This is a genomic window from Virgibacillus sp. GM2-2, from assembly GCF_055329585.1.
The window spans coordinates 178,740-204,056 of the sequence record NZ_JBUZWC010000005.1 but is presented as its reverse complement, the minus strand read 5'-3'; the positions used below and the strand labels follow the sequence as shown (position 1 = coordinate 204,056).

Genomic DNA, 25,317 nt, shown 5'->3' with positions numbered 1-25,317 from the left:
ACTTTTCAAAGGATAGAGGGAGCGCTGGCATGATTAAAAAGATAGCAGCAGGGACATTGTTAGCAGTAATGATAAGTATTGTAGTTGTTACTATTACAAACAAATCTAATGATAGCGAAGGACCAAATGTTGTCGATGTTTCCGGTAATACGGGTGTAGAAGGCGTGGCTATTCAATCACCTAGTAATTCCGGATTAGAGGTTGGCCAACAAGCACCAAACTTTAAACTTGAAACTTTATCTGGAGAAATGATTCAGTTATCTGATTTACGTGGTAAAAAAGTATTTATAAATTTTTGGGCTACTTGGTGCCCACCTTGTAAAAAAGAGATGCCAGATATGCAAAAATTTTATGAAAAACACTCTGACAAAGTTGAAATTTTGGCTGTAAATGTAACAAATCAAGAAACAGGTACAAAAGTGGTTAGAGATTTTATTCGTAATTATGACTATACGTATCCAATTTTACTAGATAAAAAAGGTACTGTTGCTAGTAAATATTTGGAGGTAAACATTATTCCAACTACCTATTTTATTGGTACTGACGGTACCATTCAGGCTGAAAGAAAAGCCGGGCCAATGTCTTATGAATTTATGGAAGAAATGTTAAATAAATTAGATTAGGATTATAAATTTTCTATCATTTGGGAATACTTCTTTAAAAAAGGAGTGGATCTCTATTTCTTTAAAAAGAAGGCTTTCCTTTAATGAATTAGTAAACCAAAATCGAAAAGAAATTATGCAAGATCAAACAGTTCTAGAGAAAATAGAATCTAGATTTGAACTGAAGTACCAGAAACTAAAAGAAAATAAAGAAGCGTAAACGAAAAGCATTTCCATCTAAAGTGGGGATGCTTTTTTCAATCTACTTATTTTAGGATTTATGTAACATTATGCTAAAATTAAAAGGTATTCATTGTAGTAGGAGGAGTAGTTGTGACATTAGTTAAAACAGATATTGATGTACGGTATCAGGAAACAGATCAGATGGGAGTTGTATATCATGCCAATTATTTGGTATGGTTTGAAATTGGTCGTACGAAATTCATAGAAAGCCTTGGTTTTAATTATGCTGACATGGAAAAGAATAATATCGTTTCACCTGTAATTGATGCACAGTTATCATTTAAGAAACCTATTCGGTATGGAGAAAAAGCGATTGTTGAAACGTGGTTAAAACATTACGATGGAATTCGATCAGAATATGGTTATCGAATTAGAAACGCCCAAGAAGAGGAAGCAATTACCGGTTCAACAAAACATGTTATCGTTCGAAAAGATAATTTCAGACCACTTTCATTAAAACGAGCTTTTCCAGATTGGCATCAGGCATATAAGCAGGAAATTGAAGGAGAATAGGCATGGCTTTTGGATTAAAACGCGAGGAATTACAGAAATGGAAACGAAATGTAAAACGAGGGGAAATTTCATTTCTAACACACTACTGGCAAGATAATCGATTTCCGGGTTGTACGACGGTCACAAAAGTTGGCTGTAGTAATTTAGATCGCCTAATAAAATGGGGAGAAAGGTATCAATTACAATCAAATTGGATTCATTTAGATAAAATTTTTCCGCATTTTGATTTATTCGGAGAAAAACAAAAAGAAATTTTATTAAAAGAACAGCAAATAGAACAAATAGAGCGATTTAACCTTTAAAAAAGCTGCTGATATACCCAGCAGCCTTTAATTATTAGCCTTTTTTTCAGGAACTAGATCGACACCACCACTATGGAATGGATGGCATTTCAGTATCCTTTTTAGAGTTAAATAACCACCCTTAATGGCACCAAAGCGTTTGACCGCTACTAAGCCATACTCTGAACAGGTTGGATAAAAACGACATGTTGGTGGTTTTAAAGGACTAATTGCTTTACGATAAAATTTTATGATCGCGATAAAGACTACCTTCATACAATCTAATCCTTTGCTTTTAAATGTAATCCACCTTATCAATTGTTACGGATGCAATAGCATCATGCATGTGAATTGATTCTTCATTACGGCAAGCAACATGGAACTTTTTAACATATGGCATTTCATATAAATCAGCTGCAACCAGTCTTACCATATCTTCGACAAATCTAGGGTTCTCATATGCATGCTCTGTAACAATTTTTTCATCCGTCCGTTTTAAAACAGGATGTAGACGCGCGCTTGCGTTACTTTCTGCCGCTTCAAGCAACATTGATTTCCAGTCTGTTTTTTTATCATCGAAGTCCTCTGATAAAGAAACTTCCATTAATACAGAACCTCTTTGATTGTGTGCGCTATATTCACTTATTTCTTTGGAACAAGGGCACAAAGTTGTGATTAAGGCAGATAATGAAGCTCTTATGTTATATCCTTTTACTTCATCATATTCAACAATAATACGCACATCTGCATGATTCATACCAGGAATATCAGATTGAGGACCAGTACGTTCATAAAACCAAGGAAATGCAAGCTCAACTTTTGCGTCCTTCTGACCGAGTCTTTCAGCTAGTTCTCTTGTAAATGTTTTAAGCGTAACAAGGTCTGCTACAAATCCGTTTTGATAGTAATTGGTTAGTTGTTCCATAAAACGGCTCATATTCGTACCTTTACTCGACTTCTTTATGGATGATGAAAAGGCAAATGTACCGATTGTAGATTGAGATTTTGGTGCTATATGGCTTTCAACTTTTATAGGGTGCTTCACATTTGTAATACCTACTTGGTCTAAATCAAATAAAAAATCTTTCTTTGTATTTTGTAAATCCGCCATTTTTTCTTTTTCAACAGGTTTAGTTCTTGGACCTGGTCCAACAGAACCAAATAGTTGATGGCGTTCGTTTTTATTTGGTAAGTTTACGGTAAGGGATGCTTGTGAATCGCTCATGACAGTTTCCCCTTTCTTGCTAGGAATAATATAAATTATAAACAAGTATGGCGTTATATTCAATTTTTTGGATTGAATCAAATTGATTTAGAATCGTGATAATGACTTGATATTGTAGTCATTTTCGGTTACTTTACATCCAAGTAATCTTAGGTTCTGTACCATTACGAATCCGTATAATATTATCTTTATGACGGTAAGATACGAAAATTGCTAGTGCGCAGCAAACGATGATTAATCCCGAATCTTCATTTAGCAGTACTGCAACGATCACAGAGACAACGCCTGTAATGATGGATGATAAAGATACGTATTTTGATAAATACAATGTAAGAATGAATGCTAAAAGTATACTTACGAACAATATGGGACTTACACCTAATATAATTCCGCCAGAAGTCGCTACTGCCTTACCACCTTTAAATTTTGCGAACAGTGGGTATGTATGACCAATAACTGCAAATAATCCTATTGCTAACCGATAAACATCAGCATCAAATAACAGGGGGATCAGAGTCGCCAAAGTTCCTTTTAAGATATCTGCCAATGTTACTATTATTCCAGCTTTTATCCCTAGTACACGGAACGTATTTGTAGCACCAAGATTACCACTTCCATGTTCTCGTATATCTATTTTATAACCAAGTTTCCCAACAATTAACGCAGATGGGATGGACCCTAAAATATAGGCGATGATTGCAAAAATAACATATTCCATGTACGCTTCCTTCTTTCATAAATAAACTTGTAATCACTTATTACTAGTTTATCATGAAGTTCGAGGGGAAAGAACTAAAAATTCAAGATGTATCCTCTTTAAGATGTTTCTAAATTTTACATATAGGGTAAATATGACCAAGACGATTGTGGTATCTTACAAAAAAATAGACATACTAACTACACATACTAGTGTGAATCTAATAAAAAGGACGAGATAAATGATAGAATTCAAACAAGTTGGGAAAGTATATCCTGATGGGACAGAGGCATTATCGAACTTTTCATTAAACGTAGAAAACGGAGAACTTATGACATTGATTGGACCAAGTGGTTGCGGTAAAACAACAACGATGAAAATGATCAATCGTTTAATAGAGCCAACGAATGGAACGATTTACATAGATGGAAAAGATGTGAACGAATACAATATTCATGAGTTACGATGGAATATCGGATATGTGTTACAGGATATTGCACTCTTTCCTCATATGACGATTGCTGAAAACATTGCTGTTGTACCCGAAATGAAAAAATGGAAAAAGAAAAAAATTCGAGACAGAGGACTAGAACTATTAGAGATGGTCGGACTTGATCCTTCTACTTACCAGAAACGGATGCCAAATGAACTATCTGGCGGTCAACAGCAACGAGTAGGCGTAATACGGGCACTCGCTGCTGATCCTGATATCATTTTAATGGACGAGCCATTTAGTGCATTAGATCCAATTAGTCGTGAGCAACTACAAAAGGATATCCGTGTATTACAAAAAGAAATTAAAAAAACGATTGTTTTTGTTACACATGATATGGACGAAGCGATGGCAATTGGCGATAAAGTTTGTTTAATGAGGAATGGACAGGTAGTTCAGGTTGATACACCACAGCAGTTAATATTAAATCCCGAAACGCAATTTGTTCGTGATTTTATAGGAGAAAGAAAATCACCATGGCAAACTGCTGTTGATGTGATAGCTGATCAAACAGATAAACATATAATTTCCTTACAGGATTACAACCAAGGAACATTTCCGAAATTGGGTAATTTTGCAATAATGGATGCTGATCGTCAATACGCAGGAGCGATAATTGACGGTAATAAGGCTGAAATTCCAACCATCAATAACGATGTTGCTTTATTCCAAGCGACGGAAAAAATTGAGGGAAAGGATAACATGATATTACCTGTACTGAAAGAACAAAAACTAGTAGGTATTTTGACAAATAAAGATATAATAACCTTTTTAAGAAGTAAAACAAAAGTGGAAAACGGGGTGGTTCAGTAATGAATGAATTCATCGATGTTTTCCAAAATAGACAAGATGTATTACTTGAAACAATCTGGGAGCATTTGCAAATCTCGTTAATTGCATTAATCATTGCGATAATAATTTCAGTACCACTAGGATTAATATTGACTAGATACACTAAAATCGCTGAGCCAATCATTGGTGCAACGGCCGTACTTCAAACAATACCAAGTCTAGCGGTGCTAGCGTTCTTAATTCCTTTTTTCGGAATTGGAACAACTCCTGCAATTATTGCTTTGACAGCATATGGATTACTCCCAATTTTGCGAAATACGTATACCGGTATTAATGAAGTGAATTCTTCCTTAAAAGAGGCAGCTACTGGCATGGGGATGAACTCCTTTAAACGACTTACAAAAGTGGAATTACCAATTGCAATGCCGGTCATCATGGCTGGTATCCGAACGTCTATGGTTTTAATAGTCGGAACCACTACGATTGCTGCATTAATTGGTGCTGGTGGTCTCGGTGAATTAATTCTACTAGGAATTGATCGCGGGGCAGATTTAAATCTTATTTTACTTGGAGCAATACCAGCAGCTTTATTAGCTATTTTTCTAGATGTAATTTTAAGAGGTTTTGAATATATTTCAAAAAAGGCTGGTTTCAAATCTTTTGTTGCAATGTTAATTATCGCTATTTTGGTTGTAGCAACACCGTTCATGTTTAACGGAGGTAAAAAAGCGGATTTAGTTATTGGTGCCAAGCTTGGCTCTGAGCCCGCAATCTTAATTAATATGTATAAATTATTAATTGAGGAAGAAACAGATTTAGATGTTGAATTAAAGGCAGGATTAGGAAAAACTGCATTTGTGTTTTCTGCGCTTCAAGAAGGTAGTATTGATATTTATCCTGAATTTACAGGTACAGCAATCGTCACACACTTAGGAGAAAAGGCAAAAAGCAATGATCCACAAGAGGTCTATCAACAAGCAAAAGAAGGCATGAAAGAAGAATATGACATGGCATTTTTAGAACCGATGAAATTTAACAATACGTATGCAGTAACAACAACCCAAGAGCTAGCAGAAAAATATGATTTAAAAACAATTGGAGACTTACAAAAGGTGGAGGACCAATTCACAGCAGGTTTTACCTTAGAATTTAAAGACCGTTATGATGGGTATGTAGGAATGCAGGAGGTATATAACGTAAACTTCGCAAACGTTGTAACAATGGAACCAGGAATTCGTCAGGAGGCACTTTCCAATGGTGAAGTGGATGTAATTGATGCCTATGCTACCGACAGTTATATGATTAAGTTAAATTTAGTAACGTTAGATGATCCGAAAAATTTATTCCCTCCGTATCAAGGAGCGCCATTAATGAGAGAAGAAACGCTGATGAAATATCCTGAATTAGAAGAAATATTAAATCAACTTGGGGGCAAAATAACGGATGATCAGATGCGTCAAATGAATTATCAGGTGGACTATGAAGGTAAATCACCAGAATCAGTAGCAAGAAACTATTTGACTGAACAAGGCTTGCTTAATAATTAATCGGGAGGAATGCGTTACTATGGGAATCCAAAATCCATCAGATGAAGTTATCAAGAAAGTATTAGAGGAATCAAAAACGATAGCTGTTGTGGGGCTGTCTGACAACTCGGCAAGAACATCTTATCAAATATCAAAGATTATGCAGGAAAAGGGATATACGATTATCCCAGTAAACCCGACAGTTGATGAGGTACTTGGTGAAAAGGCTTATCCATCGTTATTAGATGTAAAAGAACCAATTGATATTATCAATGTGTTTAGACGACCGGAATATTTACCAGATATTGCAAAGCAAGCAACTGAAACAAATGCCAAAATATTTTGGGCGCAACTCGGAATTGCAAACGAAGAAGCATATGAACATTTGAAAAAACATGATTTTACAGTTATTATGGACACCTGTATCAAAGTAGCTCATGCTATGTTGATAAAATAAAATGATAGCTTTATCCTTGATTAAGCCTCAGGGATAAGGCTTTTTTATTGTTTAGGATTCTATAGTGCATAATATAACAACGTTGTACGATTTGTGTAACACAAGTACATTTCGCACGTCGCTAAACTGGTGTTTTCACCTTCGTTATTATTGAAAAAATAAATTCTTTATCTATTATGCTTATATTGTCAGTCTATACAAGGGGAAAATAATTGTAGTATACTAATAAACAGATTTAGCGCAACTATTGAATACATTTACAAATACAAACATCTGTTCTAATATAAAAATAGACATGAAACGTAGGTAGAAAGGAGTAGATGGTAAGTGGTTAAACAACCGTTAAACTATACCGATGACTCTATTCAAGTACTTGAAGGACTAGAGGCAGTTAGAAAGAGACCAGGTATGTACATAGGAAGCACAGATACACGTGGCTTACATCATTTAGTACATGAAATTGTCGATAATGCAGTAGACGAAGCGCTAGCAGGGTATGGAGATACCATAAAAGTTATTATACATAATGATAATAGTATATCTGTTGAGGATAGTGGTAGAGGAATTCCAGCTGGTATGCACAGCTCCGGAAAACCAACAATTGAAGTGATTTTTACTGTGCTGCATGCAGGGGGGAAATTTGGACAAGGAGGATACAAAACAAGTGGCGGACTTCATGGAGTAGGTGCGTCGGTTGTGAATGCATTGTCCGAGTGGTTAGAAGTTACAAGCTATCGTGATGGTAATATCTATTTTCAACGATTCGAGAATGGTGGTAAACCTGTTGGTGGGATGGTAAACAAAGGGACAACTAGAAAAAAAGGATCTATTATACATTTTAAACCGGATCCAACAATTTTTTCTACAATTGTTTATAACTTTGAAACGCTATCAGAACGACTACGAGAAGCTGCATTTTTGTTAAAGGGATTACGTATTGAATTAGAAGACAAGCGTAACGTAACTAGCGAAGTATACGAGTATCCAGATGGATTAGAATCTTTTGTTGCATACTTGAATGAAGAAAAAGATACATTACACCCTGTTGTTTCGTTTGAGGGTGAACAACAAGAGATTGAAGTTGATTTTGCATTCCAGTTCAACGATGGCTTCTCAGAAAGTATGCTCTCATTTGTTAACCACGTTCGGACCAAAGATGGCGGGACACATGAATCAGGTGCTAGAACAGCCATCACAAGAACGTTTAATGATTATGCGAGAAAGTCTGGATTGTTGAAAGAAAAGGATAAAAACCTCGAAGGTACGGATATACGGGAAGGTTTTACTGCAATTGTGTCAGTCAGAATCCCAGAAGAACTTCTTCAATTTGAAGGTCAAACAAAAGGGAAATTGGGTACTTCAGAAGCGAGATCTGCAGTTGATGCTGTTGTTTCAGAAAAATTATCGTATTTTCTTGAAGAAAATCCAGATAGTGCTGGCCAGCTTATTAGAAAAGCAGTCAAAGCAAAAGAAGCTAGAGAAGCAGCTAGAAAAGCACGAGAAGATGCGCGTACAGGTAAGAAAAAACGGCGCAAAGACTCCATTCTTAGCGGAAAATTAACCCCTGCCCAATCAAGAAATCCGAAAAAGAATGAACTATACTTAGTCGAGGGAGATTCTGCAGGTGGATCAGCTAAACAAGGTCGAGACCGAAAATTCCAAGCTGTGTTACCTCTTCGTGGAAAAGTAATTAACACGGAGAAAGCCAAGCTCGAAGAAGTATTTAAAAATGAAGAAATCTCAACAATCATCCATACAATTGGTGCAGGTGTTGGTGGGGATTTTGACTTGGCAGACGTTCAATACGATAAAATAATTATTATGACGGATGCAGATACGGACGGAGCACATATTCAGGTTCTGTTACTGACATTTTTCTATCGATATATGCGTTCCTTAGTTGAGGCTGGAAAAATATATATCGCTTTACCACCGTTATATAAAGTCTCTAAAGGAAAAGGTAAAAATGAAAAAATTGTATACGCATGGGAAGATCACGAATTAAAAGATATTCTAAAACAATTTAAAAACGGCTATACAATTCAACGCTATAAAGGTTTAGGTGAGATGAATGCTGATCAATTGTGGGAGACTACGATGGATCCAGAGACCCGAACGTTAATTCGTGTTACATTAGAGGATCTTGCCATTGCGGAAAGACGCGTCACCACATTAATGGGAGATAAAGTTGAACCGCGTAGAAAATGGATTGAAGGACATGTTGAATTTAGCATGGATGATGACGCAAACATACTAGAAAATGATAAAATTCATACGTAATAAGGGGGGATTGGTTTGTCACAACCAGAAAAATATTTAGACCTTCCACTCGAAGAAGTTATCGGTGACCGATTTGGGAGATACAGTAAATATATCATTCAGGAAAGAGCACTGCCTGATGCACGTGATGGACTTAAACCAGTACAACGTCGTATTTTATATGCGATGCACGAAGATAAAAATACCCATGATAACAACTTTAGAAAATCAGCCAAAACGGTAGGAACAGTTATTGGTAATTACCATCCACATGGTGATTCATCTGTTTATGAAGCAATGGTTCGATTAAGTCAAGATTGGAAAGTTCGAAATGTGTTAATTGAAATGCATGGTAATAACGGTAGTATAGACGGGGATCCACCTGCTGCAATGCGTTATACAGAAGCTAGATTATCGAGTATTTCATCCGAATTACTTCGCGATATTGAGAAACACACAGTGGATTTCATTCCAAACTTCGATGACACAAATAATGAGCCAGTAGTACTTCCTGCAAAGTTTCCAAACTTATTGGTAAATGGATCAACTGGTATTTCATCTGGATATGCGACTGATATTCCACCACATAATTTGGCAGAAGTTATTGATGCAGTTGTGATGAAAATTGACAACCCAACAGTAACCGTTCAAGAACTGATGAAAGTGATGAAGGGACCTGACTTTCCAACTGGCGGAATCATTCAAGGTATAGATGGAATCGTTAAAGCTTATGAAACTGGTAAAGGGAAAGTTATTATACGAGGAAAAGCAGCTGTTGAAGAAATCAGAGGTAATAGGGAACAAATTGTTATAGACGAAATTCCCTACGAGGTAAATAAGGCAAACATGGTCAAGAAGATTGATGAGTTACGACTTGATCGTAAAGTAGAAGGAATTTCAGAAGTTCGTGATGAAACAGACCGAACAGGACTTCGAATTGTAATTGAGTTGAAGAAAGATGCAAATAGTGAAGGTGTACTTCATTATTTATATAAAAATACTGATTTACAAATAACCTATCACTTTAACATGGTTGCAATTAAAGATAAAACACCAAAGCAATTATCACTACCAGAACTACTTGATGCATATATAATTCATCAAAAAAATGTTGTTACTAGGCAAACAACCTACGAGTTAAAAAAAGCAAATGAACGATCTCATATTGTCGAGGGACTTATCAAAGCGATTTCTATTTTAGACGAGTTAATCGCCACAATCAGAGCTTCGAAAAACAAAGCAGACGCTAAGAAAAGAATTATTGAGGCATATGATTTCTCTGAACCGCAAGCAGAAGCAATTGTAATGTTACAACTCTATCGATTAACAAATACAGATATTACATCTTTAGAAAAAGAAGCGGACGAGCTTCGTAAAAAGATTGCCGAATTAGAATCAATTCTAGCAAGCGAAACGAAGTTGTTTCAAACCATTAAAAATGACCTAATAAAACTTAAAAAAACGTATGCTGAAAAAAGAAGAACAAAAATTGAAGACACAATTGAAGAATTAAAGATTGATATTGAAGTTATGGTCGCTAGTGAAGATGTACTAGTTTCCTCAACTAGAGATGGGTACATTAAACGGACTAGTCTTCGATCTTATGCTGCGTCAAATGGTGAAGATTTAGCAATAAAAGAGGAAGACCATCTAATCGGGTTACACGAATTGAATACAACAGATAAAATACTACTTTTTACAAATAAAGGAAAATATTTCTATTTACCAATCCACCAATTACCAGATATTCGTTGGAAAGATTTAGGGCAGCATGTTTCCAATATAGCTACCCTCGAAAAAGATGAAACGATTGTCAATTGTATACCTGTACGTGATTTTAAGAAAGATCAATTTATTATTTTCTTTACAAAAAACGGTATGGTAAAACGCAGTGAATGGAATCATTATGATGCTCAACGGCATTCAAAAGCATTAGTAGCATTAAATCTTAAAAAAGATGATGAAGTAGTTGATGTTCAATTAACAAATGGTCATTCTGATGTGTTTGTTGCATCAAATACTGGTTACGGTCTTTGGTATCATGAATCCGAAATTACCCCAGTTGGTCAACGAGCAGCTGGAGTAAAAGCAATTCAATTAAAAACGGGTGAATATGTCGTAAACGGCCAAGCGTTTGATGATCTAAGTGAACCATCGTTAGTAATCGTTACGCAACGGGGGGCATGTAAACGAATGAAGCTAAGTGACTTTACAAAAACAACCAGAGCTAAACGAGGACTTACGATGCTTCGAGAATTGAAAAAGAAACCACATCGAATTCGAGGATTTTTTATTATCAATGAGCAAGATTCACTGACTTTTAAAACAGATAAAGGAAATACCCATACCATTTTCCCGCTAGATTTAACATTAAGTGACCGTTCGAGCAACGGTTCATTTGTAATTGATACGGATAATGAAGGCGAAGTAATAGAAGTATGGAAAGAAGCAAATTATCAAAAACCATTTGAATCGTAAGAGTATAGATTGTGCGGACAGTTCCATAAGTGAACTGTCCTTTTTTCATCATTAACTATTATTGGATTTAAACACGTAGTTAAAGGAATATGTGAATTAGTGAGAATTTACGTTTTGCCTTTTGGTGAGTGCAACGTTGATTTCCGCTGCGGACAGTCGCGCACCTTAGGGCGACTGGTGAGCCTCCTTGACCCGGCAAGGGGTATGCCGACGTTGTCCGCAAAGGAAGGTTTTAGTCGGCCATCCTTACTAGCCGTCCTGCGGGGTCTCACCTATGCCTATTAGTCCCGCAGGACAAGGAATGCTTCCCTGAAACAACATCGCACGCAGAAAAAGTGACCTTCTTTTTCAAGGAGTCGACTGTCCGCAGCTCCAATCAACTGCCGAAATAGAAGATAATTATTTTTCATCAAGTATATGTTATGCAGCACAAATCTAGCGGAGGAAAAACACGGAGACTCCTCGAAAAAGAAAAGCATTTTTTCTTCGTGCGATGCCTATTCGGGGCAGTTTTCCTTTGTCCTGTGGGAGCATAAGCCTAGATGAGACCCCGCAGAACGTAAGCTCGTGGAGGCTCATCAGCTACCCACGGAAAGCGCAGTGTTTTTCCGTAGCGGTCGATGCTGCTTGAATTTTCACTATTTCACACGTTACGGATACTGGGTACTACTGCGAAATTAAAATTAGCGGACACCAGATCCCTTATTTGCACAAATTTAGGGTGAATGTGCTTGTTATCGGACTCAGGATACCTTATTTAGTAAAAAAAGCATGAATTCAACTTAATTTTACCTAAATAAAGCATCCTGAGTCCGATCAACCCATAAAACATGTTCAAAAAGTAAAAATAAGGGCTTCAGTGTCCGATACTGAGTATTGGTTGGCCACCAGCCACCACCTCTCACTTAACTTATACTGTTCATTACAAAATTTAGTATTAACAGCTATAACCTTTTATTTTACTTTCTAAATTCTGAAAAATATGATAAGGTTAATATGGAAATAATGGAAGGAGGGTTTATAACGGATTTACGTCAAAGAATTATTCAATCGTCGTTACTTTTATTCGAAAAACAAGGCTTTCATGGAGTAACAGTTAACCAAATCGTTGAAGTCGTTGGGACATCTAAAGGTGGTTTCTATCATCACTTTACATCAAAAGATGAATTGCTATTTGTCATTCATGACACATTTATTACATACGTGTTGGAAAAAGCAATTACGGCCAAAAAAATTTACGATTCACCAACAAAAAAATTACAGGCAATTATCAAAGATTTTGTTAAAGTATTTGACCTTTATAAGCCTCATATTTCCGTTTTTTACCAAGAAACGATATACTTAAAACCAGAGTACGAGATATTAATTAAGAAAAAACGAGATCAATTTAAACAAATTATCATCGAGGCAATCCGCGAAGGAAAGGCCGAAAAAGAGTTTCGAAGTGACCTTCCAGTTGAAATAACGACAATGGCTATCCTCGGTATGGTTAACTGGACATATAAATGGTATAAACAGGATGGATCCAAAACAATAGAGGAGATCGGTGATATATATGTTGACCTTATCTTGCATTCTGTTTTACAGGTTGAAACATTATATAGTACATCCTATAAAAATGTACTGATAGAAAAATCTTTTTTTACCACATGAAAGTAATCGCTTTCATTTTTTAATTACGTACACAGACCAACCAGTCGGTCTTGTGATAGATTACTAGGAGGAAAACAAATGAACTTTGAATTAACCAAAGAACAATTGATGATCAAGAAAATGGTACGTGATTTCGCAGAAGACGTAATCCGTCCTAGAGCGATTGACATCGACGTAAAGGCTGAATTTCCAGAAGATATTTTTAAGCAAATTGGAGAATTAGGCTTATTAGGAATTCCATTTCCAGAAGAGTATGGTGGATCTGGAGGAGATACGGTTTCATACGCTATAGCGGTAGAAGAAATCGGTCGTGTTTGTGGAAGTACCGGATTAAGCTATGCTGCTGCTGTTTCATTAGGGGCTAGTCCAATTTATTACTTCGGAACAGAAGAACAAAAGAAAAAATATTTAACACCTTTAGCTGAAGGCAAAAACTTAGGTTCGTTTGGTTTAACTGAACCCAATGCTGGCTCTGACGCAGGTGGTACAAAAACTACTGCAGTACTAGAAGGTGACGAATACGTAATAAATGGAGAAAAATGCTTTATTACGAATGCAAGCTATGCATCTACTATTATTGTTACCGCTGTTACTGGCAAAGATCAACGAGGAAAAAATATCATTAGTGCTATTATTGTTCCAACCGATGTCGATGGAATTACGATTACGGACAATTACGACAAAATGGGTGTGCGTGGTTCAAACACAGCTGAAATCGTATTAGATAATGTTCGAGTTCCAAAAGAAAACCTGTTAGGTGACCCAAACAAAGGATTCAAGCAATTTTTATATACACTTGATGGTGGACGTATTTCAATTGCTGCTCTAGCACTTGGTATTGCGCAAGGAGCTCTTGATAAATCACTAACTTATGCGAAAGAGCGTAAGCAATTTGGTAAATCAATATCTAACTTCCAAGCTATTCAATTTAAGCTTGCAGATATGGCAATGGAAATCGAATTAGCGCGAAATATGGTTCACAAGACTGCGTGGTTAAAAGATCAAGGAAAATCATTTACAAAAGAATCTGCTTATGCAAAATTGTATGCTAGTGAAGCTGCTACAAGAGTTGCTAACCACGCAATTCAAATACACGGTGGATATGGCTATATGCGTGAATATGAAGTAGAACGCTATCTACGTGACGCAAAGCTAATGGAAATTGGTGAGGGTACTTCAGAAGTTCAACGTTTAGTTATCGCACGTCAATTAGGACTCTAATAAACAGTTGAAAGGGGTAAATTCATGTCTTTACTAGATCTTACTGTAGGAGAATTATTAGAAAAACAAGTGAATTTGTATCCACATCAAGAAGCTGTTGTTTATCCAGAATTAAACATGCGTAAAACATATCAAGAATTTGATGAGATGGTAAACCAAGCTGCAAAAGGCTTCATGTCACTCGGCGTTCAAAAGGGAGAAAATGTTGCAATTTGGGCTGATAATAAACCTGAGTGGATTACCTCACAATTTGCAACTGGTAAAATGGGTGCTGTTCTCGTAACAGTCAATACAAGTTATCAGGCAAAGGAATTAGAGTATTTATTAAAACAATCAGAATCTACTACTCTCATTATGGCAGAATCCTATAAGGGTACTAACTATTTAGATGTATTACGACAAGTTTGTCCTAATCTTGATAGCTATGAAAAAGGTAAAATTAAGTCACCTGAATTACCACATTTGAAAAATGTCATCGTTTTAAATGATGAAACATTCAATTTTGGTTACAACTGGAATGAAATAATTCAAATGGGTAATCAGGTAACAAATGCTGAATTAGTGGAACGTAAAGAATCATTAGATTGCCATGATACGATTAATATGCAGTACACCTCTGGTACTACAGGTTTTCCAAAAGGTGTAATGCTGACACATTATAATATCGTTAATAACGGTAATCAAATTGCTGACTGTATGAAACTAACAAATGAAGATCGTCTTTGTATTCCTGTACCGTTTTTCCATTGTTTCGGCTGTGTTTTAGGTATTTTAGCTGCTGTATCAAAAGGGGCGACAATGGTGATCGTGGAACAATTTGAGGCAGAACGAGTTATGAAAGCTGTTTCGGATGAAAAGTGTACTGCTCTACATGGGGTACCAACAATGTTTATTGCAGAGTTGAATCATCCGAAATTTGATCAGTATAATTTTACCCATTTACGTACCGGGATTATGGCTGGATCAACTTGTCCAATGGAAGTTATGACAAATGTTATGGAAAAAATGGGTGCAAAGGAAATTACAATTGCTTACGGACAAACAGAGTCTTCACCAGTTTTCATCCAAACAAAAACAGATGACCCAATCGAACTAAAGGTTAGTACAGTTGGAAAGCCACACCCAAATGTAGAAGTGAAAGTGGTTGTCCCTGGTACAGATGACGAACAACAAGTTGGTATACCAGGAGAGCTTTGCACACGTGGATATCATGTTATGAAAGGGTATTATAACAATGAAGAAGCAACCAAGGCTGCTATAGATCCAGATGGATGGTTACATACTGGGGATTTAGCTATTTTACATGAAAATGGTTACTATGAAATAACTGGAAGAATGAAAGATATGATTATTCGTGGTGGAGAAAACATTTATCCACGCGAAATTGAAGAATTCCTGTATCAACACCCAGATGTGTTAGATGTGCAAGTTATTGGTCTTCCAGATAAGAAATACGGAGAAGAAGTAATGGCATGGATTATATTGAAGGACAATGTCACCACAACCGTTGAGGATATTCGATCTTTTTGTGAAGGAAATATTTCGTATCATAAAATACCAAAATACATTGAATTCGTAAGTGAATATCCAATGACTGCAAGCGGAAAAATCCAAAAATATAAACTAAAAGAACTTGCGATTCAACATCTTGAATAAAAAAGTTAACTAGTAAGGGGAGAGACTATGATTAAAAAGATTCTAATAGCGAATCGTGGAGAAATAGCTGCACGTGTTATCCGTTCATGCAAGAAGTTGGGTATTCAAACTGTTGCAGTATATTCAGAAGCTGATCAAAAGTCACCGTTTGTAGGTATGGCGGATGAAAGCTATTTGATTGGACCTCCACGAGTAAATGAAAGTTACTTAAATGTTGACAAGATAATTAGTATCGCGAAGAAAGCAAATGTTGATGCAATTCATCCAGGTTATGGCTTTCTAAGTGAAAGTGGCCAATTTGTTGAAAAGTGTGATGATGCTGGTATTATTTTTATCGGACCAAAACGTGATGTTATGGAAAAAATGGGTAGTAAAATTGCTGCCAGAAAGGCGATGCAAGCAGCTGGAGTCCCAGTAGTTCCAGGAACAGATGATGCAGTTGCATCTGCTGAAGAAGCAATCGAGATTGCTAAAGAAATTGGTTATCCGATTATGTTAAAAGCTTCTGCCGGTGGCGGTGGAATTGGTATGCAGGTCGTTCAGTCAGACGATGAGTTAGCAAAAGCATTTGAAAGTAATTCTAAGCGTGCACAAACATTTTTTGGTGATGGTGCAATGTTTATGGAAAAGAAATTGGAAAATGCGAGACATATTGAAATTCAACTACTAGCTGATCAACATGGCAACGCTGTTCATCTATTTGAGCGTGATTGCTCCATTCAACGTAGAAATCAAAAAGTAGTCGAAGAAGCGCCATCTCCGTTTATTTCAGAAGCTACACGAACAAAAATGGGTAATGCAGCAGTTGATGCGGCAAAAGCTCTTGGGTATTACAATGCAGGAACAATTGAGTTTTTAGTAGATTTAGAAGAAAATTTCTACTTCCTTGAAATGAATACACGTATTCAAGTGGAACATCCAATTACAGAGGAAATAACTGGCATTGATATTGTAAGCGAACAAATTAATATTGCAAACGGAAAAGAATTATCCGTGAAGCAAGATGAATTATCAATCGATGGGCATGCTATTGAAGTGAGAATTTATGCAGAAGACCCAATAACATTTTTCCCATCTCCAGGACATATTACAACATTTCAAGCCCCAGAGGGTGAGAATGTGCGAAATGAATTAGCAGTTACTAGTGACTATGATGTAACACCATTTTATGATCCGATGATTGGTAAACTAATTGTTAAAGCAAGTAGTCGAGATGAAGCAATTGAAAGAATGAAGCAAGCATTAATGAATTATAAAGTTGAAGGGATTAAAACGAATATCCCTATGTTAAAAGAAGTTATGAATATGGAAGCATTTACTGAAGGAAATGCTACAACAGCATTTGTAAACGAGCATTATCTACCAATGATGAAAGCAAAAACAAACTAGGAGGAATTATCATGGAAGAAGTAAAAGCGACAATGGCAGGAAGTGTATGGAAAATTACTGTAGCAGAAGGTGACAAAGTAACGGAAGGGCAGGACGTAGTAATCTTAGAGTCAATGAAGATGGAGATTCCAATTGCAAGTGAAAGCGATGGAACTGTGAAAGAACTAAAAGTAGCAGAAGGCGATTTCGTTAATGAAGGAGATACGATTGCAGTAATCGAATAAATATCACTTAAAAAATAAATGAATAGGTAGGAGGGTTGCGATTGAACTTTCCAAAAAACATTTCCATAAAAGAAGTTGGCCCAAGAGACGGTCTGCAAAACGAGTCGGAAATGGTACCAACAGAAGCTAAAATTGAATGGATTAACATGTTATCAAACTCAGGTACGTCATATATTGAAATTTCTTCTTTTGTTCATCCAGACTGGATCCCTCAGTTAAAGGATGCAACAGAGGTAGCAAAAAAAATTAAGCGCAATTCGGAAGTAACCTATGCAGCTCTAGTCCCGAATAAAACGGGATTGGAGCGCGCATTAGAAGTAGATATCGATGAGGTTTGTCTATTTCTTTCGGCAAGTCAAACACATAACAAAAAGAATATAAATAAAACGATTGAAGAAACTTACCCAATTTTAGAAAGCGTTTCCAGAGAATCAAAAGAAGCAAATAAATCGATAAGAGGTTATGTTTCTACTGTGTTTGGATGTCCATATGAAGGAAACATCGACACAAATAAAGTAGTTCAAGTATGCGATAAACTATTTAGTATGGGTGTAGATGAAATTTCCATTGGAGATACGATCGGGGTTGCTGATCCAGCACAAGTAGCTAGAGTGTTAGATCAATTGTTACATTATTTTCCGGCTGAAAAATTAGCGATGCATTTTCATAATACTCGAGGAACCGCTTTAGCAAATGTTCTAGTTGCAATGGATTATGGTATTACTAAATTTGATAGTGCTGTTGGAGGATTAGGGGGATGTCCTTATGCAAAAGGGGCTTCCGGAAATTTGGCAACGGATGATTTATTATATATGTTACATCGAATGGGCGTCGAAACGGGAATTAACCAAGATAGAATAATAGAAGCAGCCTTGTTTATTGAAAAATATGTAAAAAATCTATCAAGCAATCAAATGAAAATCATTAAAAGCGAGCGATAGGAAAGGAGAATACAAGTGTCTGAACTTATACTTTTTGAAAAAATTGAAGATCATATTGCTCTCCTAACACTTAATCGCCCTGATGCTGCAAATGCAATGTCAAAAGCATTATTAGACGAATTAAATAACAAAATTGATGAAATCGAACAAGATTCTTCCATCAGGTGCACCGTCATCACAGGGGCGGGAAGTAAAGCTTTTTGCGCGGGAGCAGACCTAAAAGAACGTAAAGGTATGTCTGAAGAGCAGGTAGTTCAAGCAGTTCGCTATATTGGCGATACTGTATCACATGTTGCTAAAATGAAGATGCCTGTAATTGCTGCGTTAAATGGAGTTGCGTTTGGCGGTGGTTTAGAATTAGCACTAGCATGTGATTTTCGAATTGCAGTTAATGACACTAAAATAGGCTTAACGGAGACGTCACTAGCTATTATACCTGGTGCTGGTGGTACACAACGTTTAACGCGATTAATAGGACTTGGTCAAGCAAAACGATTAATTTTTACTGGAAAACCAGTTTCAACGACTGAAGCGCTCCAAATCGGCCTCGTGGAACAACTCTTTGAACATGGATATTTAGTCGAAGAAGCAATTGTTATTGCTAAACAAATAGCAAAGAATGGCCCAATTGCACTTAAGCAAGCAAAAACAGCAATCGATAAAGGTATCCAATCTGATATAGATACTGGTTTAGCAATTGAACATTTATGCTATAAAGAAACAATACCAACAGAAGACCGTATCGAAGGATTGAACGCATTTAAAGAAAAAAGAAAACCAGAATACAAAGGGAAATAATACTAGTTGTAGGAGGTTACACATGTCGTACGTAGAAGAATTACAGAAACGGATGGAAAAAATTGAAAAAGGCGGACTAGAAAAATATCACCAAAAAAATGAAGAAAAGGGCAAATTATTTGTTCGTAAACGTTTAGAGCTTTTATTTGATGAGGATATGGATATTGAAGATGCATTCTTTGCAAATTGCATGGATGACTCTTTACCATCTGACGGGGTTGTTACAGGAATCGGTCGTATCAATGGTCAATCCGTCTGTGTAATGGCAAATGATTCAACTGTAAAAGCCGGTTCATGGGGGAAAAGAACGGTAGAAAAAATTATCCGGATTCAAGAAAGTGCACTGAAATTAGAAATTCCAATGTTTTACTTAGTAGATTCTGCTGGTGCACGAATTACAGATCAAATTGAAATGTTTCCTGGGCGTAGAGGTGCAGGAAAAATATTCCATAATCAAATCAAGCTTTCAGGACGAGTACCACAGGTTTGTTTATTATTTGGTCCATCAGCTGCCGGAGGAGCATACATACCAGCATTCTGTGATATCGTAGTTATGGTAGATGGAAATGCGTCCATGTATTTAGGCTCTCCGCGTATGGCAGAAAAGGTTATTGGTGAAAAAGTCACGTTAGAAGAGATGGGTGGAGCTAAAATGCATACATCTGTTTCAGGTTGTGGTGATGTATTAGCTAAAACGGAAGAGGATGCTATTGCATACGCTAGAAACTATATTAGTTATTTTCCAGCTAGTTTTAGAAGCAAACCAAACGTGATGGATAAAAAGGACGTTAAAGAATTTGAGAAATCAATCTCGGAATTAATTCCTGAAAACCAAAATGCTCCTTTTAATATGTACGATTTAATTGATCGACTAATTGACGATGAAAGTTTTTGTGAAGTGAAAAAACGTTTCGCACCTGAACTAATTACTGGACTTGCGCGCATTAATGGTAAGTCAGTTGGAATCATTGCTAACCAACCACGAATGAAAGGTGGCGTGTTATTCCCTGATTCTGCAGATAAAGCAGCGAAATTCATTCAATTATGTGATGCATTTAATATTCCTTTATTATTCCTAATGGATATACCTGGTTTCATGATTGGAACAAAAGTGGAACGTGCTGGTATCATCCGTCATGGTGCAAAAATGCTGGCATCGATGAGCGAGGCGACTGTTCCAAAAATTTCTGTTGTCGTTCGAAAAGCTTATGGAGCAGGTCTTTATGCAATGGCTGGCCCAGCATTTGAGCCTGATTGCTGTCTTGCATTACCATCAGCCCAAATTGCTGTAATGGGTCCTGAAGCTGCTGTAAATGCTGTTTATGCTAATAAAATAGCTGAATTACCAGAAGGAGAAAGACCTGCTTTTATCAAACAGAAACAGGATGAGTATAAAGATAATATCGATATTTATCGATTAGCTTCAGAATTAGTTGTCGATGCGATTATTGATCCTGATAAACTAAGGAATGAGCTAGTTACACGATTCGAAATGTATGAATCAAAAAATGTAACGTTTACGGAAAGAAAACATGGCGTATATCCAGTATAAAATGAACATAAAAACCTTGATAGCATAAAATGTTATCAAGGTTTTTAATTTTCATTAATTTATTGTAATATTATTATGTAAACCAAATAATGCGAACAACTTATTTCAACTATTTCTACTTTAATGATATTCTGAATAAAGTTTACGAGAAAGGAAGTGTTGTACATAATGGATAACCGCTTGTTTCGTGATACGATGGGTAAATTTGCTACTGGCATAACAGTCGTAAGCACTGATTATAAAGGTGAAATAATGGGAATGACTGTTAACGCATTCATGTCCGTTTCCCTAGAACCGAAATTAATAGCTATCTCAATTGACGAGAATGCTAGAATGTATACTAAATTGCAGGAAACAAAACAGTTTGGCATAAGTATTTTGCGTGAAGAGCAAAAAGATCTTTCCATGATTTTTGCAAAACAAATGGAAAAAAAGCGCGAAATTCCATTTATAACTCGTAAAGGAGTACCCGTTATAGATGGCGCTATTGCTACATTATCATGTAAAGTAATGGACACCGCTAAAGCAGGTGATCATTTAATTTTTATTGCAGAAGTGATTGATATCAAAATGGGAGAAGGGGAACCTATTTTATACTATGGTGGAAAGTACAGAACATTGGAATCGGAATAATACAATGATTTAGTTAAAAATAGGGGTGTATAGAAAATGAAAATCAAGGATTTTATGATATCTAATGTAATTACAGCAGATAAAGATATGGCAATCAAAGAATTATTGGAACTACTTGTCAAACATCGCATTGGTGGTGTTCCGGTAGTTGATATAAACAATAATTTGCTTGGTCTGGTCAGTGATGGTGATGTTATTCGCTATCTACAACCAAAGGGAAGAACTGTTTATGATACATTTGCATTAGTACTTGTAAGTGAAAAAGAGGATTTAATGCATAAACTTGGCTATGCAATTAATCATAAAGTAGAAAAAGTTATGCCTGATAAAGAAATATACACTGTACACCCTGAAGACAAACTAGAAAAAGCCCTCTCTATATTTTCAAAGCATCGATTTAAAAAAATTCCAGTCGTTGATCACGATAATAAAGTAGTTGGGGTTGTAAGTAGAGGAGATGTAATTCGCTACATTTCAACTACTTTAATTTCGAAAGCAGAAAACTAATTATTTCTGAGACTATTTGCAGTAATCGCAAATAGTTTTTCTTATTTTTCAAAAAAGTTATTGACAATTAATTAAGTAAAAGCATATAATGTGAAACTATAACCTTAAACAATAAATATATTTTATATTTCGGCAACGAAGGGAACCGAGTAGTGTCTTACCTCCCTGTAACAGAGAGCTGATGGTGGTGAAAATCAGTCAAAGGTAAGCATGAATTACAGTCCCGGAGCTTCTTTTTCGTAGTGAAGAGTATTCTTCGTGAAGGAAAAGACGGTCACTTGATCGTTAACAAAACAAAGTGGTGAAGTAGATCTTCACAACTAGGGTGGTACCGCGATTATCATCGTCCCTACTGGTTAGTATACCAGTAGGGTTTTTTATTTTATAAGAAAAGCGCAAGCGCCCGTTTAGCAACGTACAAACTGCGCCCACGCAACGTGTGTGAAGTTTGGGACTGCGCTAAATGCTCGTCCCACCAAAACCTTTGCTAGTTGCTGGACGCTGGAGCTAGACAGCTTTTCGTTTATACTTTCTTTGCTCTTTAGAAAGACTCGGCATTCGACTTGTCATTAATAACGAATACCGAAGTTTTTCTTATAAGGTCTTCCATAATTAATACTTTCTAACGTTATAAAAAACTAAATAGTACATGCAACGAAGGGAACCGAGTAGTGACTTACCTCCCTGTAACAGAGAGCTGATGGTGGTGAAAATCAGTCAAAGGTAAGCATGAATTACAGTCCTGGAGCTTCTTTTTCGTAGTAAAGCATATTCTTTATGAAGGAAAAGACGGTCGAATGATCGTTAACAAAACAAAGTGGTGAAAATATTTTTCACAAGTAGGGTGGTACCGCGATACTATCGTCCCTGTTGTTTCGAATGAAACGACAGGGACGATTTTTTTAGGAGGTGAAAGTTGATTCAGTAGTTTTATCGTTACTACAAAATTTACTAGGAGGAGAAATGATGACAATAAATAAATTATCACTTTTACGTGATCAAATAGACGAGGTTAACTTACAAATTTTGGCTTTATTGAACGAACGAGCAACAATTGTCCAAGAAATTGGGGAGGAAAAAATACAACAAGGTATTACCCGATTTGATCCAGTACGCGAACGAGAGTCGCTCGATTTAATTATGAAAAATCACGCCGGACCATTTGAAGCATCAACAATCCAATTTATTTTTAAGGAAATATTTAAAGCTAGCTTAGAACTTCAAGAAGATAATAACCGCAATGCATTATTAGTTTCACGCAAAGTTCGTCCCGAAAACACAATAGTTAATGTAAATGGTGCAAAATTTGGTGATGGTGGGCAACGATTTATTATGGGTCCATGTGCAGTGGAAAGCTTTGATCAAGTTAAAAAAGTTGCATTAGCTATGAAAAAACAGGGTCTAACATTAATGCGCGGTGGCGCTTTTAAGCCACGAACTTCACCATACGATTTTCAGGGATTAGGTATAGAAGGATTAAAAATTCTACGAAATGTTGCAGATGAAGTAGGAATGTCTGTAATTAGTGAAATTCTTACACCACATGACGTTGAAAAAGCATTAAATTATGTGGATGTCATTCAAATAGGTGCTAGAAACATGCAGAACTTCGAGTTACTTAAAACAGTTGGAAAAGTTAATAAACCTGTCCTTTTAAAACGCGGTCTAGCCGCTACGATTGAGGAATTTATGAATGCAGCTGAGTACATTATTTCACAAGGAAATGATCAGATTATTTTATGCGAGCGTGGAATTCGCACATATGAGAAAGCAACAAGAAACACGCTAGATATTTCAGCTGTTCCAATCTTGAAAAATGAAACACATTTACCAGTAATTGTCGATGTAACTCACTCGACCGGAAGAAAAGACTTGCTTCTTCCAACCGCAAAAGCTGCATTAGCAATAGGTGCCGATGCTATTATGGCAGAAGTACATCCAGATCCTGCTGTTGCTCTCTCTGATTCTGCTCAGCAAATGGATATTTCGGAGTTCAATCGTTTTATGGAAGAATTAAATACGTTTAAAAGCAAGCTTTTTCCACCAGTATCTCAAAGCTAAAAATAAGATCATATATAAAAGGAGGTCTGAACATGAAATGGAAACAGCAAATTGATCAACTTCATGCCTATCAGCCTGGAAAGTCCATTGAAGAAGTAAAAAAGCAATTTAATCTAGATTCGATTATTAAATTAGCCTCGAATGAAAATCCATACGGTTATTCATCAAGAATTGATACTGCATTAAAATCGTTTCAATCTTCTTTTCTGTTTTACCCAGATGGAAATGCAACGAAATTACGAGAAAAAACTGCAACTATTCTAGATGTAGACAAAGAACAGCTAATATTTTCAAATGGCACCGATGAACTTATGCAAACGATCGCTCGGGCAATCCTTGATCAAGGGAAGAACACTGTAATGGCAACTCCTACGTTTCCGCAATATAAACATATTGCTGCCATTGAAGGTGCTGAAGTACGAGAAGTAGAACTAGTAAACGGTCATCATGACTTAAGGAATATGCTTTCAATAATTGATGAAAACACTGGAATTGTATGGTTATGTAGTCCAAACAATCCCACTGGATCGTATATTCCAGAAAAGAAACTGAAAAATTTTTTAGAAGAAGTACCATCGGATGTATTAGTGGTCCTTGATGAGGCTTATTACGAGTATGTAGATGACGCATATAATTCAATTAGTTTCCTAAATGATTTTCCTAATCTAATTATTTTACGAACCTTTTCAAAAATATATGGTCTAGCAAGTTTTCGTGTAGGTTATGGTATTTCGTCTGTCGAAATCATTCAAGCAATTGAACCAGTTCGACTCCCGTTTAATACCAACGTATTAGGACAACTCGCAGCATCTGTTGCGCTTACTGATCAGTCATTTGTCAAGATGTGCCGACTAAAGAATATAGAAGAAAGAGAAAAGTATTATACATTTTGTATGCAACATAATATCGATTTTTTCCCATCAGAAGGGAATTTTATATTAGTAGATTTAGGTCGTGATGCTGATGAAGTGGCACAATTTTTGTTAACAAAAGGGTTAATTGTTCGTTCCGGTAAATCACTGGGATTTCCAACATCCATCCGCATTACGATAGGATTAGCAGAGCAAAATGATCAAGTTAGAAATGCCCTAAAAGAATTTATTTTAAATTAACAGG

The 25,317-nt window shown here is 36.3% G+C and carries 24 protein-coding genes and 2 other annotated features; of the genes, 21 read left to right on the top strand and 3 right to left on the bottom strand.

Annotation, left to right across the window (positions count from 1 at the left end):
* The first annotated feature begins 29 nt into the window (after positions 1-29).
* From ACY9Z2_RS08700 to ACY9Z2_RS08685, 4 genes are all read left to right on the top strand, one after another.
* Positions 30-623 carry a TlpA family protein disulfide reductase gene (locus tag ACY9Z2_RS08700; protein WP_463609234.1) on the top strand — a complete coding sequence of 198 codons (594 nt, stop codon included), beginning with the start codon at positions 30-32 and terminating at the stop codon, positions 621-623.
* Positions 619-822, top strand: a complete 204-nt coding sequence (locus ACY9Z2_RS08695; protein ID WP_463609256.1) for an FbpB family small basic protein — start codon at positions 619-621, stop codon at positions 820-822. Before ACY9Z2_RS08700 ends, ACY9Z2_RS08695 begins: the two co-directional genes overlap by 5 nt.
* A gap of 113 nt (positions 823-935) precedes the next feature.
* Positions 936-1,358: an acyl-CoA thioesterase gene (locus ACY9Z2_RS08690; protein WP_463609233.1), complete on the top strand. Its 423-nt coding sequence runs from the start codon at positions 936-938 to the stop codon at positions 1,356-1,358.
* A 2-nt stretch (positions 1,359-1,360) separates the two neighbouring features.
* A complete protein-coding gene (locus tag ACY9Z2_RS08685) occupies positions 1,361-1,660 on the top strand; it encodes a hypothetical protein (RefSeq protein ID WP_463609232.1) in 300 nt (99 codons plus the stop codon).
* A 27-nt stretch (positions 1,661-1,687) separates the two neighbouring features.
* Here the strand turns inward: ACY9Z2_RS08685 and yidD are convergent, their stop codons facing one another.
* The 3 genes from yidD to plsY all read right to left on the bottom strand — a co-directional run bounded on the left by yidD (position 1,688) and on the right by plsY (position 3,582).
* Complete coding sequence (gene yidD, locus ACY9Z2_RS08680; protein ID WP_463609231.1) at positions 1,688-1,915, bottom strand: membrane protein insertion efficiency factor YidD; 228 nt, start codon at positions 1,913-1,915, stop codon at positions 1,688-1,690.
* A 19-nt stretch (positions 1,916-1,934) separates the two neighbouring features.
* Complete coding sequence (gene folE2 / locus ACY9Z2_RS08675; protein ID WP_463609230.1) at positions 1,935-2,864, bottom strand: GTP cyclohydrolase FolE2; 930 nt, start codon at positions 2,862-2,864, stop codon at positions 1,935-1,937.
* A 133-nt stretch (positions 2,865-2,997) separates the two neighbouring features.
* The gene (gene plsY / locus ACY9Z2_RS08670) at positions 2,998-3,582 is read right to left on the bottom strand and encodes a glycerol-3-phosphate 1-O-acyltransferase PlsY (protein ID WP_463609229.1); all 585 of its coding nucleotides are present in this window, start codon (positions 3,580-3,582) and stop codon (positions 2,998-3,000) included.
* 220 nt (positions 3,583-3,802) lie between these two features.
* Here plsY and ACY9Z2_RS08665 point away from each other — a divergent pair, with 220 nt between their 5' ends.
* From ACY9Z2_RS08665 to hisC, 17 genes are all read left to right on the top strand, one after another.
* Positions 3,803-4,867 carry an ABC transporter ATP-binding protein gene (locus ACY9Z2_RS08665; protein ID WP_463609228.1) on the top strand — a complete coding sequence of 355 codons (1,065 nt, stop codon included), beginning with the start codon at positions 3,803-3,805 and terminating at the stop codon, positions 4,865-4,867.
* On the top strand, positions 4,867-6,393 hold the full coding sequence (locus ACY9Z2_RS08660) for an ABC transporter permease/substrate-binding protein (RefSeq protein ID WP_463609227.1): 1,527 nt from the start codon (positions 4,867-4,869) through the stop codon (positions 6,391-6,393). Before ACY9Z2_RS08665 ends, ACY9Z2_RS08660 begins: the two co-directional genes overlap by 1 nt.
* A 19-nt stretch (positions 6,394-6,412) precedes the next feature.
* A complete protein-coding gene (locus ACY9Z2_RS08655; protein WP_463609226.1) occupies positions 6,413-6,829 on the top strand; it encodes a CoA-binding protein in 417 nt (138 codons plus the stop codon).
* 327 nt (positions 6,830-7,156) lie between these two features.
* Positions 7,157-9,109, top strand: a complete 1,953-nt coding sequence (gene parE, locus ACY9Z2_RS08650) for a DNA topoisomerase IV subunit B (RefSeq protein ID WP_463609225.1) — start codon at positions 7,157-7,159, stop codon at positions 9,107-9,109.
* A 15-nt stretch (positions 9,110-9,124) separates the two neighbouring features.
* Positions 9,125-11,566, top strand: coding sequence for a DNA topoisomerase IV subunit A (gene parC, locus ACY9Z2_RS08645; RefSeq protein ID WP_463609224.1), 2,442 nt, complete (start codon positions 9,125-9,127; stop codon positions 11,564-11,566).
* A 996-nt stretch (positions 11,567-12,562) separates the two neighbouring features.
* A complete protein-coding gene (locus tag ACY9Z2_RS08640) occupies positions 12,563-13,219 on the top strand; it encodes a TetR/AcrR family transcriptional regulator (RefSeq protein ID WP_463609223.1) in 657 nt (218 codons plus the stop codon).
* 78 nt (positions 13,220-13,297) lie between these two features.
* Positions 13,298-14,440, top strand: a complete 1,143-nt coding sequence (locus ACY9Z2_RS08635; RefSeq protein ID WP_463609222.1) for an acyl-CoA dehydrogenase — start codon at positions 13,298-13,300, stop codon at positions 14,438-14,440.
* Between the two features lie 24 nt (positions 14,441-14,464).
* Complete coding sequence (locus ACY9Z2_RS08630) at positions 14,465-16,096, top strand: AMP-binding protein (RefSeq protein WP_463609221.1); 1,632 nt, start codon at positions 14,465-14,467, stop codon at positions 16,094-16,096.
* Between the two features lie 27 nt (positions 16,097-16,123).
* A complete protein-coding gene (accC, locus tag ACY9Z2_RS08625; RefSeq protein ID WP_463609220.1) occupies positions 16,124-17,485 on the top strand; it encodes an acetyl-CoA carboxylase biotin carboxylase subunit in 1,362 nt (453 codons plus the stop codon).
* A gap of 11 nt (positions 17,486-17,496) precedes the next feature.
* Positions 17,497-17,709 (top strand): acetyl-CoA carboxylase biotin carboxyl carrier protein subunit, encoded by a 213-nt coding sequence (locus ACY9Z2_RS08620; RefSeq protein ID WP_463609219.1) that lies wholly within the window; start codon positions 17,497-17,499, stop codon positions 17,707-17,709.
* 41 nt (positions 17,710-17,750) lie between these two features.
* Positions 17,751-18,650: a hydroxymethylglutaryl-CoA lyase gene (locus ACY9Z2_RS08615; RefSeq protein ID WP_463609218.1), complete on the top strand. Its 900-nt coding sequence runs from the start codon at positions 17,751-17,753 to the stop codon at positions 18,648-18,650.
* A 15-nt stretch (positions 18,651-18,665) separates the two neighbouring features.
* Positions 18,666-19,448, top strand: a complete 783-nt coding sequence (locus ACY9Z2_RS08610; RefSeq protein ID WP_463609217.1) for an enoyl-CoA hydratase — start codon at positions 18,666-18,668, stop codon at positions 19,446-19,448.
* A 22-nt stretch (positions 19,449-19,470) separates the two neighbouring features.
* Positions 19,471-21,000 (top strand): acyl-CoA carboxylase subunit beta, encoded by a 1,530-nt coding sequence (locus tag ACY9Z2_RS08605; protein ID WP_463609216.1) that lies wholly within the window; start codon positions 19,471-19,473, stop codon positions 20,998-21,000.
* Between the two features lie 168 nt (positions 21,001-21,168).
* On the top strand, positions 21,169-21,633 hold the full coding sequence (locus ACY9Z2_RS08600; protein ID WP_463609215.1) for a flavin reductase family protein: 465 nt from the start codon (positions 21,169-21,171) through the stop codon (positions 21,631-21,633).
* Positions 21,634-21,687: 54 nt separating this feature from the next.
* Positions 21,688-22,140: a CBS domain-containing protein gene (locus ACY9Z2_RS08595; RefSeq protein ID WP_463609214.1), complete on the top strand. Its 453-nt coding sequence runs from the start codon at positions 21,688-21,690 to the stop codon at positions 22,138-22,140.
* 126 nt (positions 22,141-22,266) lie between these two features.
* Positions 22,267-22,494: a binding site (T-box leader), on the top strand.
* A gap of 291 nt (positions 22,495-22,785) precedes the next feature.
* Positions 22,786-23,012 (top strand) — a binding site (T-box leader).
* Between the two features lie 94 nt (positions 23,013-23,106).
* Positions 23,107-24,201, top strand: a complete 1,095-nt coding sequence (locus ACY9Z2_RS08590) for a bifunctional 3-deoxy-7-phosphoheptulonate synthase/chorismate mutase (protein ID WP_463609213.1) — start codon at positions 23,107-23,109, stop codon at positions 24,199-24,201.
* A 32-nt stretch (positions 24,202-24,233) separates the two neighbouring features.
* Positions 24,234-25,313 carry a histidinol-phosphate transaminase gene (gene hisC, locus ACY9Z2_RS08585; protein ID WP_463609212.1) on the top strand — a complete coding sequence of 360 codons (1,080 nt, stop codon included), beginning with the start codon at positions 24,234-24,236 and terminating at the stop codon, positions 25,311-25,313.
* The last annotated feature ends 4 nt before the right edge of the window (positions 25,314-25,317 follow it).